The sequence below is a fragment of the Klebsiella sp. G-Nf4 genome, assembly GCF_002810615.1.
Classification (GTDB): Bacteria; Pseudomonadota; Gammaproteobacteria; order Enterobacterales; family Enterobacteriaceae; genus Klebsiella; species Klebsiella variicola.
On sequence record NZ_PION01000010.1, the window covers coordinates 20225 to 38107 of the forward strand.

Annotated in this window: 12 protein-coding genes and 1 pseudogene; 4 read left to right on the forward strand and 9 right to left on the reverse strand. The window is 58.2% G+C overall.

Annotated features, from left to right (window positions below; all coding sequences use genetic code 11):
• Positions 1-90: 90 nt before the first annotated feature.
• The 5 genes from hutH to hutI form a co-directional block, all read right to left on the reverse strand.
• Positions 91-1617: a histidine ammonia-lyase gene (gene hutH, locus CWM57_RS19520; protein ID WP_100675896.1), complete on the reverse strand. Its 1527-nt coding sequence runs from the start codon at positions 1615-1617 to the stop codon at positions 91-93.
• Positions 1614-3302 (reverse strand): urocanate hydratase, encoded by a 1689-nt coding sequence (gene hutU / locus CWM57_RS28245; RefSeq protein ID WP_061155279.1) that lies wholly within the window; start codon positions 3300-3302, stop codon positions 1614-1616. The genes hutH and hutU overlap by 4 nt, the downstream gene beginning before the upstream one ends.
• Before the next feature lie 142 nt (positions 3303-3444).
• Positions 3445-4170 carry a histidine utilization repressor gene (locus tag CWM57_RS19530; RefSeq protein ID WP_008805728.1) on the reverse strand — a complete coding sequence of 242 codons (726 nt, stop codon included), beginning with the start codon at positions 4168-4170 and terminating at the stop codon, positions 3445-3447.
• 61 nt (positions 4171-4231) lie between these two features.
• The gene (gene hutG / locus CWM57_RS19535; protein WP_074386497.1) at positions 4232-5188 is read right to left on the reverse strand and encodes a formimidoylglutamase; all 957 of its coding nucleotides are present in this window, start codon (positions 5186-5188) and stop codon (positions 4232-4234) included.
• Positions 5185-6504: an imidazolonepropionase gene (gene hutI / locus CWM57_RS19540; protein WP_165784229.1), complete on the reverse strand. Its 1320-nt coding sequence runs from the start codon at positions 6502-6504 to the stop codon at positions 5185-5187. The genes hutG and hutI overlap by 4 nt, the downstream gene beginning before the upstream one ends.
• Before the next feature lie 154 nt (positions 6505-6658).
• Here hutI and CWM57_RS19545 point away from each other — a divergent pair, with 154 nt between their 5' ends.
• Positions 6659-7942 carry a putative acyl-CoA thioester hydrolase gene (locus tag CWM57_RS19545; RefSeq protein ID WP_100675897.1) on the forward strand — a complete coding sequence of 428 codons (1284 nt, stop codon included), beginning with the start codon at positions 6659-6661 and terminating at the stop codon, positions 7940-7942.
• A gap of 90 nt (positions 7943-8032) precedes the next feature.
• Here the strand turns inward: CWM57_RS19545 and CWM57_RS19550 are convergent, their stop codons facing one another.
• The gene (locus CWM57_RS19550) at positions 8033-10720 is read right to left on the reverse strand and encodes a cation-transporting P-type ATPase (protein ID WP_061155283.1); all 2688 of its coding nucleotides are present in this window, start codon (positions 10718-10720) and stop codon (positions 8033-8035) included.
• A 51-nt stretch (positions 10721-10771) separates the two neighbouring features.
• Positions 10772-11203 carry a universal stress protein gene (locus tag CWM57_RS19555; RefSeq protein ID WP_061155284.1) on the reverse strand — a complete coding sequence of 144 codons (432 nt, stop codon included), beginning with the start codon at positions 11201-11203 and terminating at the stop codon, positions 10772-10774.
• A 533-nt stretch (positions 11204-11736) separates the two neighbouring features.
• Between CWM57_RS19555 and CWM57_RS19560 the strand changes: the two genes are divergently transcribed.
• Genes CWM57_RS19560 through CWM57_RS19570 form a run of 3 tightly spaced genes read left to right on the forward strand, consistent with a single transcriptional unit; the run spans position 11737 to position 16850 of the window.
• Entirely contained in the window at positions 11737-12822 is a 1086-nt protein-coding gene (locus tag CWM57_RS19560) for an efflux RND transporter periplasmic adaptor subunit (RefSeq protein WP_074386499.1), read from the forward strand.
• Positions 12823-15888: an efflux RND transporter permease subunit gene (locus tag CWM57_RS19565; RefSeq protein ID WP_100675898.1), complete on the forward strand. Its 3066-nt coding sequence runs from the start codon at positions 12823-12825 to the stop codon at positions 15886-15888. It begins immediately after the preceding gene.
• Positions 15889-15926: 38 nt separating this feature from the next.
• Positions 15927-16850 (forward strand): acyltransferase, encoded by a 924-nt coding sequence (locus tag CWM57_RS19570; protein WP_162678323.1) that lies wholly within the window; start codon positions 15927-15929, stop codon positions 16848-16850.
• Between the two features lie 16 nt (positions 16851-16866).
• Here the strand turns inward: CWM57_RS19570 and CWM57_RS19575 are convergent, their stop codons facing one another.
• Both CWM57_RS19575 and CWM57_RS27850 read right to left on the reverse strand, forming a co-directional pair.
• Complete coding sequence (locus tag CWM57_RS19575; RefSeq protein ID WP_061155288.1) at positions 16867-17373, reverse strand: hypothetical protein; 507 nt, start codon at positions 17371-17373, stop codon at positions 16867-16869.
• A 206-nt stretch (positions 17374-17579) separates the two neighbouring features.
• Positions 17580-17731: pseudogene (locus CWM57_RS27850) on the reverse strand (hypothetical protein).
• Between the last annotated feature and the right edge of the window lie 152 nt (positions 17732-17883).

The window sequence follows — 17883 nt, forward strand, 5'->3', positions numbered from 1 at the left end:
GTCCTGATTTTTTTATATGACGACAAATATGCGATGTAGGTCGGCCGGGGGAATGACTTCCCCCGACGCGGGTACAGAGAACAACGGTGATTAATGCAGTACGGCAGGCAGCAGACGCGTCAGGTGACGTGCAGCCAAAAGTGCAATGGCATTTTCAATATCAGGGGCGAAGAAACGATCCTGCGTATAGTGAGATACGCGTTCGCGCAGCAGATGGCGCGCCTCTTCCAGCAGCGGACTGGTGGTCAGCCCATCGCGCATATCCAGGCCCTGCGCCGCGGCCAGCCACTCGACAGCCAGTACGCCGCGGGTGTTTTCCGCCATCGCCCACAGACGACGGCCGGCAGCCGGCGCCATCGAAACGTGGTCTTCCTGGTTTGCGGACGTCGGAAGGCTGTCAACGCTATGCGGATGCGAGAGCGCTTTGTTTTCACTGGCCAGGGCTGCCGCCGTGACCTGGGCGATCATAAAGCCGGAGTTGACACCGCCATTTTTTACGAGGAACGGCGGCAGCTGCGACATATGGCTGTCCATCATCAGCGCGATGCGACGCTCTGAAAGCGAACCGATTTCGGCGATCGCCAGCGCGATATTATCCGCCGCCATCGCTACCGGTTCGGCGTGGAAGTTGCCACCGGAGATCACATCATTCTCAGCCGCGAAGACCAGCGGGTTATCGGAAACCGCGTTCGCTTCGGCTAACAATACCTCAGCCGCCTGGCGGATCTGCGTCAGGCAGGCGCCCATCACCTGCGGTTGACAGCGCAGAGAATATGGATCCTGTACCTTGGTGCAATTATGATGCGACCGCGAGATCGCGCTGTCATCGGTCAACAGGTGGCGATACAGTGCCGCCGCATCAATCTGACCACGCTGGCCGCGCACCTCATGAATACGCGCATCGAACGGACGACGGGAACCCAGCGCCGCTTCGGTGGTTAATGCCCCGCACACCACTGCGGAGGCGAACAAATCTTCGGCTTCGAACAGACCGCGCAGCGCAAAAGCCGTCGACGCCTGGGTGCCGTTCAGCAGCGCCAGGCCTTCTTTCGCCGCCAGGGTAATCGGCTCCAGCCCCGCCTGACGCAGCGCGTCGGTCGCTGGCAGCCATTCGCCACCGCGAACCCGCGCTTTGCCTTCGCCAAGCAGGGTCAGCGACATATGCGCCAGCGGCGCGAGGTCACCGGAGGCGCCGACGGAACCTTTCGCCGGGATCCACGGCGTCACGCCGGCATTCACCAGGCCAATCAGCGCCTGGATCACGCTCAGGCGGATCCCGGAGAAACCGCGGGACAGACTGTTAATCTTCAGCACCATAATCAGGCGCGCCAGGTCGTCGTCCAGCGGCTCACCCACGCCCGCCGCATGGGACAGCACCAGTGAACGCTGCAGGTTCTCCAGATCGTCCGTCGAGATACGGGTTTGCGCCAGCAGGCCAAAACCGGTGTTGATACCGTAGGCCGTCCGCCCTTCGGCGAGGATGGCGTTGACGCAGGCCACACTCTCATCAATGGCGGCAAACGCGCTGCTGTCGAGGGTAATGTTCAGCGGGTGGCTGTAAACCTCGCGGAGCTGCGACAGGCTCAGTTTCCCCGGAATGAGCGTTAACGATTTCATTTAGCGTTCCCCTGCGTTGCTGCCACCATCGGAAGATTCAGACCCTGTTCTGCTGCGCATTCAATAGCAATATCGTAACCCGCATCGGCATGACGCATCACACCGGTCGCCGGGTCGTTGCGCAGAACGCGAGCAATACGCGCCGCCGCTTCATCGGTACCGTCACAGACGATAACCATCCCGGAGTGCTGCGAGAAGCCCATGCCTACGCCGCCGCCGTGGTGCAGCGACACCCAGGTCGCGCCGCTGGCGGTGTTAAGCAAGGCGTTCAGCAGCGGCCAGTCGGATACCGCATCTGAGCCGTCGCGCATGGCTTCGGTTTCGCGATTCGGGCTGGCGACGGAGCCGGAGTCAAGGTGATCGCGGCCAATCACGATCGGCGCGGAAACTTCGCCGCGGCGCACCATTTCGTTAAACGCCAGTCCGAGCTTCTGACGCCACTCCAGACCTACCCAGCAGATACGCGCCGGCAGTCCCTGGAAGCTGATGCGCTCGCGCGCCATATCCAGCCAGTGGTGCAGGTGCTGATCATCTTGAATGATCTCTTTCACTTTCGCGTCGGTTTTGTAGATATCCTGCGGATCGCCGGACAGCGCTACCCAACGGAACGGGCCGATACCGCGGCAGAACAGCGGGCGGATATACGCCGGCACGAAGCCCGGGAAATCAAAGGCATTGCTGACACCCACTTCCTGCGCCATCTGGCGAATGTTGTTGCCGTAGTCGAAGGTCGGCACGCCCATCTCGTGGAAGGCCAGCATCGCCTGCACGTGGTCGGCCATTGAGCGTTTCGCCGCCAGCATGGTGCCCTGCGGATCGGATTCAGCTTTCTGCTGATACTCCTCCCAGCTCCAGCCTTTTGGCAGATAGCCATGCAGCGGGTCGTGGGCACTGGTCTGGTCGGTGACCATATCCGGGCGCACGCCGCGTTTCACCAGCTCTGGCACGATATCCGCAGCGTTGCCGCACAGGGCGATAGAGATGGCGCGGCCTTCGGCGGTGTATTTCTTGATGCGCGCCAGGGCGTCATCCAGAGAAGTAGCTTGTTCATCCACGTAGCGGGTACGCAGACGGAAATCGATGCGGCTCTGCTGACATTCGATGTTCAGCGAGCAGGCGCCCGCCAGCGTCGCAGCCAGCGGCTGCGCGCCACCCATGCCGCCCAGACCGGCGGTTAATACCCAACGGCCTTTCAGGCTGCCCTGATAGTGCTGGCGACCGGCTTCGACGAAGGTTTCGTAGGTGCCCTGCACAATGCCCTGGCTACCGATGTAGATCCAGCTGCCGGCAGTCATCTGGCCGTACATCGCCAGCCCTTTGGCATCCAGTTCGTTGAAGTGTTCCCAGGTGGCCCAGTGCGGGACCAGGTTGGAGTTAGCGATCAGCACGCGCGGCGAGTTTTCATGCGTTTTAAATACGCCGACCGGTTTACCGGACTGCACCAGCAGGGTCTCGTCGCTTTCCAGGTTTTTCAGCGCCTTCACGATAGCGTCATAGCATTCCCAGTTGCGCGCAGCGCGACCAATACCGCCATAGACCACCAGCTCATGCGGGTTTTCAGCGACATCGGGATCGAGGTTATTCATTAACATACGCAGCGGCGCTTCGGTCAACCAGCTCTTGGCGGTCAGCGTCGTGCCTCTCGGTGCACGGACGTCCAGCTGGCGATATTTGCTTTGCGACATCGGGGTTTCTCCTGACAATTAACGTTGTGTACGTAGATACATATACTTGTCTATACAACTCTGCGCAAGCCAGGATTTAACATAAATGATACAATTTTGTTATATTGCGTCAGCAATCACGTTTTGCTGACGCGAGGAAGGATCAGGAGCTGAAATGGCCCTGCAGACGGTAGCGCGCGCCGGGGAACAGCAGGCGAGCGTGAGAGACAATATGCGTCTTCGACCAGGTGCGACGGCGAATGAGCAGGCAGGGATCGTGCGGCAGAATGCGCAGCAGCGCGCACTCCTCTGACGTCGCCTGCACCGCCTCGACAATATGTTCGCCTTCGGTTAATGGCGCGATCAGTGACAGATAATCATGCGGCGTGGTGGTGGTGTAATCCTGTAACAGATAATCCGGCACCACCGCAGCATTGACGCAGCGATCTTCAATTTGTACCGGAACCTCGTTTTCGAAATGCACCATCCGTGAATGAAAGATGCGCGTGCCTTCGGCGACGGTGAGCGCCTCCGCCTGAATGAGATCGGCTTCGGTCTCCTCCAGTAGCAGCACTTCACAGCGGTGCTGATGGCGACGAGAGACGATCTCATCGGCAATGCTGCGCACTTCAAACAGCGCCGACTGCCCTTTCGGCTCGGCGACGAAGGTACCGACCCCCTGCAGCCTGACCAGCAGGCCTTCATCCGTCAGCTCGCGCAGTGCGCGGTTGATGGTCATCCGGCTGAAGCCGAACTGGGCAACCAGTTCAGCTTCCGAGGGAATTCGGTCGTGCGGACGCCACTCGCCGCGGTAGATTTTTTCGCTGATCGCCTGCTTCACCTTTTCATAGAAAGGCGCGGGCGCGGAACGAGGTTGTTGTGCAAACATGGCCTGGCTTTCCTTATGCGTAATAAGCGGAGCGGCGAAACGAAAATAATAGCGCGGATCGCTAGCGCCACCAATGGGCGATTTGCCATGCCAGACGGGCCGCCGCGCGGGCGCCCTGTCCGTCGATGTCAAATTGCGGATTAAACTCGACCAAATCTACCGCCTGCAGCTTACCGCTGCGGCACAACGGCTCAACGATGCGCAGCAGGATTGCCAGCGGCACGCCCAGCGCCGCCGGGGCCGACACCGCCGGCATTTCGCGCGCCGGCAGCACGTCGAGATCGATGGTCAGATACAGACGATCGTACTGCGCGATATTACGCTCCAGCTCCGGCAACACGTGAGTGTCGAAGGCCGACAGCACCGCCAGATCCTCAACGATAGCCACCTGGCGGCGCGCCGCTTCATCCCATAGCGCCTGAGTGTTGGCCGCCCGGCTGACGCCGATGCAGGTATAGTGAAAACCGCGCTGCTGCGCGTCACACTCCAGCGCCAGCTGGCGGAACGGCGTCCCGGAGCTGGCGCATTCGGCAAAGCGTAAATCCAGATGCGCATCGAGATTAATAATGCCCACTTTTTCGCCCGGGAAGGCATCCAGTACCCCAGCGCCGTGGCCGAAGGCCGTCTCGTGGCCGCCGCCCAGGACCAGCGTACGTTTACCGGCACGCTGGCAGGCGGCTACCGCCTCGCGCAGCGCCTGATGCGCGGCTTCTAACTGCTCGCCGTCGACGCCGATGGTGCCCATATCCACGCACCGGTCGTGGCCCTGATGGCTGGCCATATTGGCCAGCGCCCGGCGCAGCGTGTCCGGGCCAAGCGCGGCACCGGTACGCCCTTTGTTACGCCGGACCCCTTCGTCACAGGCGAAGCCGAGCAGCGCGATATCGCCGGGCATCGCCTGCGGCGCGAAGCGTTCCGCGCGGGCGATAGTCTGGAACAGGCGCAGCGCATTAGGCGCCTCCGCGCTATCATCACGCCCCTGCCAGAGACTGGCGGGCGTGGCTTGCCATAGCATCATTGCAGTTCTCCTCGCACCACGCGCTGCCAGAGCGGCGCGCGCCCCGGCTCATACACCATCTCGACCGGATGCTCGGCATCCCAGATGGCAAAGTTAGCCACAAAGCCCGCCGCCAGCTGACCGTGGCTGTCCTGCCGCCCCAGCGCCCGCGCGGCATGGCGCGTTACCCCGGCCCACGCCTCTTCCGGGGTTAAACCAAACTTGACGCAGGCCATGTTCATCGCCAGATGCAGGCTGGCGAAGGGGCTGGTGCCGGGGTTGAAATCGGTCGCCACCGCCATCGGCACCTGGTACTTGCGCAGCAGTTCCACCGGCGGTTTGCGGGTTTCATTGAGGAAGTAGAACGCACCGGGCAGCAGAGCCGCCACGGTGCCGCTTTCACGCATCGCCGCCACGCCCTCTTCCGTCAGATATTCGATATGGTCGGCGGACAGTCCGTGATAGCGGCTCACCAGCTGCGCGCCGCCCAGCGACGAGAGCTGCTCAACGTGGCCTTTTACCGGAATGCCCAGCGCCTGCGCCGCCTGAAAGACGCGCTCGGTTTGCTGCGGGCTGAAGCCAACGTTTTCACAGAAGACGTCAACGCTTTCAAACAGCCCCTCCTGCCACAGCGTCGGCAATAGGGTCTCGCAGACCAGTGAGATATAGCCATCGGCGTCGCCTTGATATTCCGGCGGCGTGGCGTGGGCGGAGAGCAGCGTCGCCGACAGTTCCACGCCATTGTCGTCGGCCAGCTGGTGGGCGACCCGCAGCATTTTGCGTTCGTTTTGCAGATCGAGACCGTAGCCGGATTTGATCTCCAGGGTCGTCACCCCTTCACGCAGCAGACGCGCCAGACGCGGCTGCGCCAGTGCCAGTAGTTCAGCTTCGCTGCTGTCGCGCGTGGCGCGCACGGTGGAATTAATCCCACCGCCGTTGGCGCTGATGGTTTGATAGGAGACGCCGTTCAGCCGCTGCTCCCATTCCTGCGCCCGGCTGCCGCCAAAGATCAGGTGGGTATGGCAGTCGATTAAACCCGGCGTAACCAGCCGGCCTTCGAGATCGATACTGCGCCCGCCGGGGGCGTCAGCGTCGGCGACAATTGCCTCAATGCGGCCATTGCGCACCAGCAGCGCATGGCGCTCCAGCAAACCGTAGGGTTGAGAGTAATCAGGGTTCAGGGTGGCGAGACGCGCGTTTCGCCAGACAACGAGTTCGGGGGTGGCTTCAGTCATAGCGCTCAACTTGTCATGGGTTGTATAGACATTTATTTTCATAACGCCGGTAAAGTCAACAATAGCGCAGGGAAATGTTATTTTTTTGTGACTAAAGACCATCCGGCAGGGCTGCGCGTTGCGTAAAGACGGTAAGTTTTTCCGTCCACGTCTTCCCGTTTCGTTCAAGTTAGTATAAAACAGCAGGTTTTAAAGGACTTATACCCTGGCGTCTCAGCCGGGGTATTTCACTACGCTTAATTTTGCCCGGAGCAACATGAACACATATTCCGTTTCCCGTCTGGCGCTGGCGCTGGCCTTCGGCGTGACGCTGTCCGCCTGTAGCTCGACGCCTGCCGATCAACAGCCCTCTACGCAGACTGCACCGGGCACCACCGCGCGTCCCATTCTGAACGCCGATGAAGCGAAAAACTTCACCCCGGCGGCCTATTTCCAGTCGCTGCCCCCCAATGCCGCGGCCTGGACGCCGTCCGCCATCAGCCTGCCGGCGCAGCCTGACTTTATCGTTGGCCCGGCGGGAACCCAGGGCGTGACCCATACCACCGTCCAGGCGGCGGTCGATGCGGCGATTGCCCGTCACTCAAATCGCCGTCTGTTTATTGCCATCATGCCTGGCGAGTACCCGGGAACGGTTTACGTACCGGCGGCGCCTGGCGCCCTGACCCTGTATGGTACCGGTGATAAACCGATTGACGTGAAAATCAGCGAAGCCATTGATTCTGAAATGGATCGCAACACCTGGCGCCGTCTGGTCAATCCGGGCGGTAAATATATGCCGGGCAAACCGGCATGGTATATGTTCGACAGCTGCCAGAATAAATCCGCGGCCACCGTCGGCGTGATGTGCTCCGCGGTCTTCTGGTCGCAGAATAACGGCCTGCAGCTGCAGAACCTGACCATCGCCAACAACCTTGGCGACAGCGTCGACGCCGGGACTCACCAGGCCGTCGCCCTGCGCACCGATGGCGATCAGGTGCAGATCAACAAGGTCAATATTCTTGGCCGTCAGAATACCTTCTTTGTGACCAACAGCGGCGTGCAGAACCGTCTGCAGGATAACCGCCAGACCCGCACCCTGGTGACCAACAGCTACATTGAAGGCGATGTGGATATCGTGTCCGGTCGCGGCGCGGTGGTATTTGATAACACCGATTTCCGCGTGGTGAACTCGCGTACTCAGAAAGAAGCCTATGTTTTCGCGCCGGCTACCCTGAAGAGCGTGACCTACGGCTTCCTGGCGACCAACAGCCGCTTCACCGCGTCCGGCGATAACGTCGCGCAGCTGGGCCGCGCGCTGGACGTTGACGGTAACAGCAACGGCCAGGTCGTGATCCGCGACAGCGTGATCAATGAAGGCTTTAACATCGCCCAGCCGTGGGCGGCAGCGGTCGGTTCAAACCGTGCCTTTAGCGGTAACGTTGGCGCAGTAGATGCCAAAGGTAATCTGCAGCGCAACCTCAACGACAATAGCGTTAATCGCATGTGGGAATATAACAACCGCGGCGTGGGAAGCACTGTGGTCGCCGAGCCGAAACAGTAACGCGCAATAACCGAAAACCATCATAAAAGAGGGGGCGATGCCCCCTCTTCTCTTTTGCATGTTCTCTTTTGCGTACTGCACGGCACGCCGTCAGGCGGTTCGCCATTTGCGGGTCAGCGGTTTTTCCAGTTCAACGATCAGGAACATCGCGAAGCCGATGATGAAGGTGATCACCCAGTAGCGGAACGGCAGCCCGGTGGTACCGAACAGCATCTGCATAAACGGCGCATAGATAATCAGCAGCTGCAGCACCAGCAGCACGCCGCTGACAATCCAGATCCCTTTGTTGGCCAGCAGACTTTTCGTCAACGAGAAACCATCCGACACGCGGCAGTTCAGCATATAGAACCACTGGGCGGTGACCAGGGTCTGCAACAGCACGGTACGGATAAACTCCGGCGAATAGCCGCGCGGCTGCAGCCAGGCTTCGAGAATAAATGCGCTGACCGCAATCATCGATCCCACAAACGCCACGCGCCAGATGGCAAAGCCGTCCATGACGTGAATTTTCGGATCACGCGGCGGCCGCCGCATAATATTTTTCTCACCGGCTTCAAACGCCAGACCAAACGACAACGTGGCGGAGGTGGCCATGTTCATCCACAGGATCAGCACCGGCGTCAGCGGCAGTACGTTGCCCGCCAGCAGCGCGATGACGATCAGTAACCCCTGCGCAAGGTTGGTCGGCATGACGAAGAGAATGGTTTTCTTCAGGTTGTCATACACCCGACGCCCCTCGCGGACCGCGCTGGCGATAGTGGCGAAGTTATCATCGGTCAGCACCATATCGGCGGCTTCCTTGGTCACCTCGGTCCCCTTGATCCCCATCGCCACGCCGACGTCAGCCTGCTTCAGCGCCGGGGCATCGTTCACCCCGTCGCCGGTCATCCCGACAATCTCTTTCTTGCTCTGCAGGGCCTGCACCAGACGGAACTTATCTTCCGGGCTGGTTCGGGCGAAGATATCAAACTGCTGCGCGGCCACGCTGAGCTGCGCGTCGTCCATCACCTCCAGCTCACGCCCGGTAATGGCATTCCCCGCATTGCCAATCCCCAGCATCTTGCCGATACTCATTGCCGTTTGCGGGTGGTCGCCGGTGATCATCTTCACGCGGATCCCGGCCTGCAGGCAGTCGGCAATCGCCGTGATGGCCTCCGGACGCGGCGGATCCATCATCCCGGCAACCCCTAACAAAATTACCCCCTGCTGCAGATCCTGATGGGTCAGCTCCGTCTGGCCTGCGGAAGCCGGCTTCCAGGCCGCGGCCACCATCCGTAGCCCTTCCCGCGCGTACTCTTCAATTTTGGCTTCCCAGTACGGCAGATCCAGCGGCTGTAATCCGCTGTCGCTCTGCTGATATTGACACAGGCGGAACAGAACATCCGGCGCGCCAGTGACCAGTACCACCTCCTCTTCACCCAGCCGGTAGAGGGTCGACATGTATTTATATTGCGAATCAAATGGAATTTTACTGCGCAGCTCGCTGGTCAGCGGCGGCAGAGTGACCTTGGCCGCCAGTACCTTCAGCGCCCCCTCGGTCGGGCCACCGGTGATTTTCCACAGCCCGCTCTCATCTTTAATAAGCTGGCTGTCGTTACACAGATCGATGGTACGCAGATAGCGCTCGAACAGCGTGCCAGGTGCAACCGCGACCGGCGTCGGGTCATCAATGGCGTGGATCTTACCGACCGGCTCGTAGCTATCCCCTTCCACCCGATAGACGCTGTCCGCGGTGATCACCGCCTTCACCGTCATTTCGTTCATGGTGAGGGTCCCGGTTTTATCCGAACAGATAACCGTCATCGCGCCGAGGGTTTCCACCGTCGGCAGCTTGCGGATAATCGCTTTCTGGCGCGCCATCGCCTGCACACCGAGCGACAGAATAATCGAGATAATCGCCGGCAAGCCTTCCGGGACTGACGCCACCGCGAGGCTAATCAGCGACAGCATCAGTTCGGAGACCGGCATATCGCGGAACAGCAGGCTAAAGACGAACAGCGCCGCCATCATCACCAGAATGAGGATAAAGATGGCTTTGCCCAGCTTGTCCATTTGCACCAGCAGCGGCGTGCGGTGTTTCTCAATGCCCGCCATCATCTGGTTGATGTGACCCAGCTCGGTATCGCCGCCGGTGGCCACAACAATCCCTTTGCCCGCCCCTGAACTGACGGTGGTCCCGGAAAACAACAGGTTACTGCGATCGCCGAGCGGTAAATCACCGCTCAGCGGCTCAGTGGTTTTTTCCACCACCGTCGACTCCCCGGTGAGGATCGCCTCTTCCACCCGCAGGTTGTGCGCCTCAATCACGCGTAAATCGGCGGGGATACGATCGCCCGCGCGGATCACCACAATATCGCCGGGTACCAGCGAGGTGGTGGGGATGGTTTCATGGTTACCCTGACGGATCACCACCGCTTCGCTGGACAGCATATTGCGGATACTCTGCAGCGATTTTTCCGCATTACTCTCCTGAATGAAGCCGATCAGCGCATTGACGACCGCCACAGCGAGGATCACCGCCATGTCGATCCAGTGGCCCATCACCGCCTTCAGCAGCGCTGCCGCCAGCAGCACGTAGATCAGCACATCGTTAAAATGCACGATGAAACGCAGCCAGGCTGGCTTACCCGGCTTCTGCGGCAGGGCGTTTTCGCCATACTGCTGCAGGCGTGTGGCCGCTTCTGTCCCGCTAATACCCTCCGGCGTACTTTGCACGCTGGCGAGCGTCTCCTCGACGGAGCGCTGATAGAAGGGCGCCCCCGGTTTATCTGTATTCATACTCTCTCCCTCGATTTCTGAAGCGGAAGTCAGGACGACATCCCGCCGTCATCAGCGCACAACGAAAACCGGTACATGGGCGTAGCGCACGATGTTTGCCGCTTCAGAGCCCAGAAGATGAGTCTGGATCCCCGGATTACGCGAACCGACAATCACCACGTCCGCTTTCAACTCATCAGCCAGGGCGATCACTTGATCGCGAATATTGCCACTGCGCACATACAGATGGCTGGCGTCTTCCGCAAGGCCATTTTTCTTTACCAGATCGCTGAGTTTTTCCTTAGCGGTAGAAATCAGATGTTCCTCCATCTTTCGTGCATCAGAGATAAATCCTCGCGTTAATACCGGTGAAAATGCCGGAATAACATGGACAAGATGTATTTGCCCGGCAGAGTGCTGGGCGAGGAATTTCGCATGAGAGAGGGCTTTGTCGGCCAGGCCTGCATCAAACACGTCAACGGGAACAACGATATTTTTATACATGAGATAATCCTTTTATTACCAATACAATGCGTAGTGATGAATAGCCCCATTCTTGGGGAGGAAGCAAATCTCAACAACAGAAGCGGAAAACGGAATAGATGTTATTAAACGTAGCACAGGAAAATTAACATTAGAAAATGAGCCATTAATAGACTGAAAAATATTATAAAAACCCGCGAATGCCTGCAGATCTCCTGCCCTTACCCCCTTGACGCCAACAGCAACGCGGTATTCTCTTTTTTAACACTTCATGTTTTCTCCGACTATGCTGATTACAAGCAGGAGTGCCGCACCGAATGTCCGACGGTCACACGTCGTGCCGGACGAAATGACATTCGCGGTTCGGGTGGGAGTTAAGGGAGAAAATCATGTTTGGTTATAGCCTGTTACGTCTGGGATTGTTTGTCGCGCTGGCCATTGTCGCCTGTACGCTGGTAGGACTATTCACTTATCTGGTTGTCGCCGCCCTCGCAGAATAAGCGTGCGCCGCGTAATAAAAACGTAAAATAAATCATGAGTCTGAGGGGAATACTGTGAACCGTTATTTTTCTCTCATCCCGGTTGTTATTTTATTAACAACCGCTTGCGATCAGAAAGCACCGTCCGTCGAAGCCGCCCCCCGGATGGTCAAGGTGGCGCAAGTTACCGCCGTGGGTAACACCCAGCAGCGGACGTTTCCAGCCCGCATCGAGTCTGGCGACTCCACCGAGCTGTCGTTTAAACGGGGTGGTCAGGTGGAGTCACTGGATATTCGCCAGGGCGCAACCCTAACCCAGGGACAAACGCTGGCGCGTCTGAATGCCCGCGAAGCCCAGCAGCGAGTCAATGAGCGACAAACGGCGGCGACCCTCGCCCAGCGTCAGTTTGATCGTTTCCAGACCCTGGCGGGACGTCAGGCGATTTCCCAGGCGGAGATGGACGTGCAGCGCGCCAATCGCGATGCCGCCAACGCAGCCTTAAAAATCGCTCGTGAAGAGCTGGCGCAAATGAGTCTCACCGCCCCCTTCGGCGGGATTGCCGCTGGCGTGCATATTCGTAATCATCAGGTGGTCGCCGCTGGCCAGCCGGTGATTACCCTGACGCGTACCGACCTGCTCGATGTGGTCTTCAGCATTCCGGAAAATCTGTTCACCTCGCTCGATATCCGCAATACCGCCTACCGCCCCGTCGTCAGGATCAATACCCTGCCGGGCCGCGAGTTTACCGCGGAATACAAAGAGCATACCGGCAGCAGCGACAACAGCACCCTCACCTGGCAGATCATTTTAACCATGCCGCGGCCGGATGATTTCCCTACCGTCGGCGGGGTCAGCGGCACCGTGACGGTCAATCTCGGTAATTTACCGGCCAGCGCCGGACGGGAAACCCTCGTGGTGCCAGTGGAAGCGGTGTTTAACCCCGATAACCGGCCGAAGAATGAACCGGTCGTCTGGGTGGTAAAAGGCGACAACGCGCATCTCTACCTTGAGGAGCGCAGAGTCACGGTCGGGGAAGTGACCTCGCAGGGAGTGATGATCACCGAAGGGCTCCGTGCGGGCGAACAGGTGGTTGCAGCGGGGGTAAGCGAACTCCACGACCGGCAGCCGGTGCGGATCTGGACGCGTGAACGAGGATTATAAATGGACATTTCCCGTCAGTTTATTAACAACCCGACCCGCGTCTGGTTAGCCATTTTGCTGTTGGGGGTGGGTGGCCTGTTCGCCCTGCTCAATATTGGCCGCCTGGAAGATCCCGCCTTCACCATCAAAACGGCGGTGATCGTCACCCACTACCCTGGCGCGTCCGCTCAGCAGGTAGAGGAGGAGGTGACCCTGCCGCTGGAAAACGCGATTCAGCAGCTTCCCTCGCTGGATAACGTCAGCTCCATCTCCTCGAATGGCTTATCGCAAATTACGGTGAATATTGCTTCGCAGTACCATTCCAGCGAACTGCCGCAAATCTGGGATGAGCTGCGTCGCCGCGTCGGTGACGCCAGCCGGCTTTTTCCCCCGGGGGTAGTCCCCTCCTTCGTCAATGATGACTTTGGCGATGTGTTTGGCTTTTTCTTCGCCATTTCGGGCGACAGTTTTACCAATCCTGAGCTGGTGCGCTATGCCGAGCAGCTGCGCCGCGAGCTGGTGCTGGTGCCGGGCGTCGGCAAAGTCGCCATTGGCGGCGCGATTCCACAGCAGATCAATGTTGATATCTCGCTGGCGAAAATGGCGGCGCGCGGTATTACGCTTAACCAGCTTGCCGCTATCCTGACCCGGCTCAACGTGGTGTCCAGCGCCGGGGAGATCCGCGCTGGCAGCGAATCGATCCGCCTTCACCCCACCGGGGAGTTTCAGAATATCGATGAGCTGGGGGATCTGCTGGTCAGCCCCCATGGCGCCAGCGCCACCACCCGACTACGGGATATTGCCACGTTGTCGCGCGGGCTGACCGACTCTCCCTCCAGTATCTATCATGCCAACGGCCGCCAGGCGGTGACCATGGGGGTCTCCTTTATCCCCGGCGTCAACGTCATTGACGTGGGGCATGCCCTCGAAGCCCGACTTCAGCAGATGGCCGCCGATAAACCAGCGGGTATCGATATCGCCATTTTTTACGATCAGGCGGCAGAGGTCGCCCACTCGGTCAATGGCTTTATTACCAACTTCCTGATGGCCCTGGCGATCGTCGTCGGCGTGCTGCTGGTGTTCATGGGGGTGCGCAGCGGGATCATTATTGCTTTGTCGCTGGCGCTCAACGTTCTCGGCACCCTGCTTATTATGTATATCTGGGGGATCGAGTTACAACGGATCTCGCTCGGGGCGCTGATCATCGCCCTAAGTATGTTGGTGGACAATGCCATTGTCATTGTCGAAGGGGTGCTGATCGCCCGCCAGCAAGGATCTCCGCTGCTGGGCGCGATTAATTATGTGATCCGCCGCTCCGCCCTGCCGCTGCTCGGCGCCACCGTTATTGCCATCCTCGCCTTCGCGCCAATTGGCCTTTCACAGGACTCCACGGGGGAGTATTGCAAATCCCTGTTCCAGGTGCTGCTGATCTCCCTGATGCTGAGCTGGTTTTCCGCCCTGACCATCACCCCGGTGCTCATCAAGTGGTGGTTGTTTAAAAACGCCCCGCCGGCCGCCGCGCCGGAGGAAAAAGCCGATCCCTACCGCGGCCGCTTTTACCGCGGCTATCAGCAAACACTACAAATACTGCTGCAGCAAAAGACCCTGACCCTGGTGCTGATGGGCGCGCTGTTAGCCGGGGCGATCTGGGGCTTCACCTTCGTCCGGCAGAATTTCTTTCCGTCATCGAATACGCCCATTTTCTTTGTCGACCTGTGGCTGCCCTACGGTACCGATATTAACGCCACCGAGCAGATGACCCGCGATATTGAGCGGTCGATCGCCAGCCAGCCGGGAGTGGCTACCACCGTCTCCACCATCGGCCAGGGCAGTATGCGATTTATTCTTACCTACAGCGGCCAGCGGCAGTACAGCAACTACGCACAGATTATGGTGCGGATGGATGACCAGCGCAGTATCGCCCCCGTCAGCCGCCACGTAGAGGCCTGGATTGCCAGAAACTACCCGCAGGTGAACGCCAGCACCAAACGCATTATGTTCGGCCCGTCCGGCGATAGCGCGATTGAAGTGCGCATTAAGGGTCCTGATCCGGATACCCTACGCGCGCTGGCCAGTCAGGTGGGCGACATTCTCGCCGAGGATCCGGCGACCGACAGCGTACGTAACGACTGGCAGAACCGCAGCAAGGTGATCCGCCCGCAATACTCTCTGGCGTTGGGACGTGAGCTGGGGGTGGATAAACAGGATATTGATAGCGCGCTGGAGATGAATTTCTCTGGCAGTCGCGCCGGGTTATATCGCGAGGGCGCCGACCTGTTGCCGGTTATCGTCCGTCCGCCGGAAGCGGAGCGACAGGATGCCAACCACCTGAATAACGTGCTGGTCTGGAGCCAGAGCCGGCAGCAGTATATTCCGTTGAGTAACGTCATCAATGGCTTCTCGCTGGAGTGGGAAGATCCATTGATTCTCCGCCGCGATCGCACCCGGGTGCTTACCGTTCAAACCGACCCCAGCCCGCAAAGCGGCCAAACGTCGGGCGATATCCTTGCCAGGGTGAAACCGCGCATTGACGCGCTGACCCTGCCGCATGGCTACCGCATCGAATGGGGCGGCGATGCGGAGAACTCCAGTGAAGCACAGCAAGGGCTGTTCACGACCCTGCCGCTTGGCTATCTGGTGATGTTTATCATTACGGTGCTGATGTTCAGTTCGCTGAAAAACGCCGTTGCCATCTGGCTAACCGTGCCGCTGGCGCTGATCGGCGTCACGCCCGGCTTTTTGCTGACCGGCATCCCCTTCGGCTTTATGGCCTTAATCGGCCTGCTTAGCCTCAGCGGTATGCTGATCCGCAACGGCATTGTGCTGGTGGAAGAGATAGAGCAACAAAAACAGGAGAAAGATCAACGACAAGCTATCATTGATGCGGCAACCTCTCGTCTACGGCCGATCCTGCTGACCGCCTTTACCACCGTGCTTGGCCTTGCCCCGCTGCTGCGCGATGTCTTTTTCCAGAGTATGGCGGTGGTGATTATGTTCGGACTGGCCTTTGCCACCGTACTGACGCTGCTGGTTCTGCCGGTCATTTACGCTTGCTTCCACCATAAGGATATGACGCCTCAACGATGAACAGTACCGGTCTGAGCATTATCAAGACATTAGGCTGTATGACAGCGGTGACCTTTTTCACTATCTATAACACCTGGGATCACTATGATTATGACTATCACTGGATCCTCGGGCTGCTGACCTTTATCTCGACCATCGCGACGCCGTTGTTTTTTGTGGTGGCCGGTTATCTTGATGCGCAGACGCGCCACGATGCCAACTGGCAGATTGGTAAAATTAAAAGCGTGGTCATCGTCTTTCTGTTCTGGGTAACGGTCTATTATGTCTGGGAGCCTTATCAGCGCGGCTACCTGATCCAGCCCTGGTTTATTTTCGCCCTGATCGTGATCTACACCTTCCATCCCTTGATCGCCTGGCTCAGCCAGCGGCGCGGCCTGTTTTTCAGCGTGGTCCTGACGCTGCTGTGCTGCTCCTATGGTTATGACCTGCTCTCGGTGCTCTACCCGGACAAACATCTCTTCAGCCTGCCGCCGCAGTATCGTCTGTGGACATGGCTACTCTTTTATTTAACCGGGCAGTTGTTTAACGATCCGCGGGTCACGGAGTGGATACGCGACCCGCGGGTAATTAAAGCCTCAATTATCGCCCTGCCCTTTGTCTATTTATTCACCTGGTTTTATGAACGCCATTTTTTCTTCGCGCTGTTTAAAGCCGACCGTAATGCGTTCATTCTGACGGGGTCGCAAATTTATATTCTGATCGTCCTGCTGGTGATTGCCGCTAACGCCGTGCAGTTTAAAAAGAACCGCGAACTGAAAGAGACGCTGCTGGCAACGGTCAGTAAAGCGATGACCGGGGTCTATATTCTGCATTACTCCGTTTTTCACCTGCTGGTGATGCTGATCCCTATTCACTCGTTAGCCACCAAGCTGGGCGTGATTGCGCTGACGTTTGTCCTGTCGGTGCTCATTTCCCTCGCCGTGCTCTCCAGTACGCTGCTCAAGAAAGTGATAACCCTGTGACAAACGACGCGGCGATTTAGCGGAAGCTCCACTGGATGCTGATCACAAACACGCTGGGAATAATAATGCCGCTCTCAAGGGCGAAATAGTCGGTAAAGTTGTACTGAATGGCATGGTAGATATAGGGGGAAAAGCCGATCCCGGTGGCGTCCTTAAAATCTTTGTAGGAGCCGTGGTCCCCACAATGCTCAAAGGCATCGAAGAAGAATTCACCGGTGTAACCGTAGACCCCTTTAAAGGTCCATCCACTGCCGTTGTGGTACCAGTCTCTTCTCACCCCCAGCGCCAGGCAGCGATCGTCGAAACTGTTGTTCATGGTGCCAATCAGCAGACTGTATTTCGAGTCTTCTGAGAATTTCCGCTCCACCGAGAAAAAGTGGTTTTCAAAATTCTCAGTATATTGTCCGTGGTTATTGGTCAGATGGTAAACATAGGAACCAGTATTCACCGAATAGAGATTAATTTCCTTCGCCTGCGCGAAGGTGGCTAACCCGGCCAGCAGCATCACGCTTTTACCGCGCATCATCCCTCCTCAATCCTCTATGCCTGTCCATGGACAGAATGCTTATGCCGTATTTACCGGTCGTTATGCTGGTGCGACACCCGACAGGAAAATGGGGGAAAGATAACCGTGCCGAAATGAAAAAGTGGTTATAGAAAAGCGTAGCACACGCCTAATCCGCCAACAAACCGGCCATGACAATAGCGGAGTGGTTGATATTTCTCTCTTTACCTTACTGTGCAAAAAACAGACAAAACCTCACCTGTTTTCCGCTATGCTCAGGGTCCGACGCGGAAGTTAGCCACCTGTCGACGACAGAGTTGCTGTGTACCCCTTCCTGCGTCGGCGCTGTTTCTGCGCAAGTGACGTAAACCGACAGCGCCCGTATTTCGATCGTGTCTGCGTCATTATCCCCGTTTTGATTGCCCGCCCCCTATTCTGCACAAAGTCACTTTTGTGTACAACTTATCAAAACAGAAAAATAATCTTTTAAATCAATAAATAAACACATGAAAAATCATCTGACCGTCT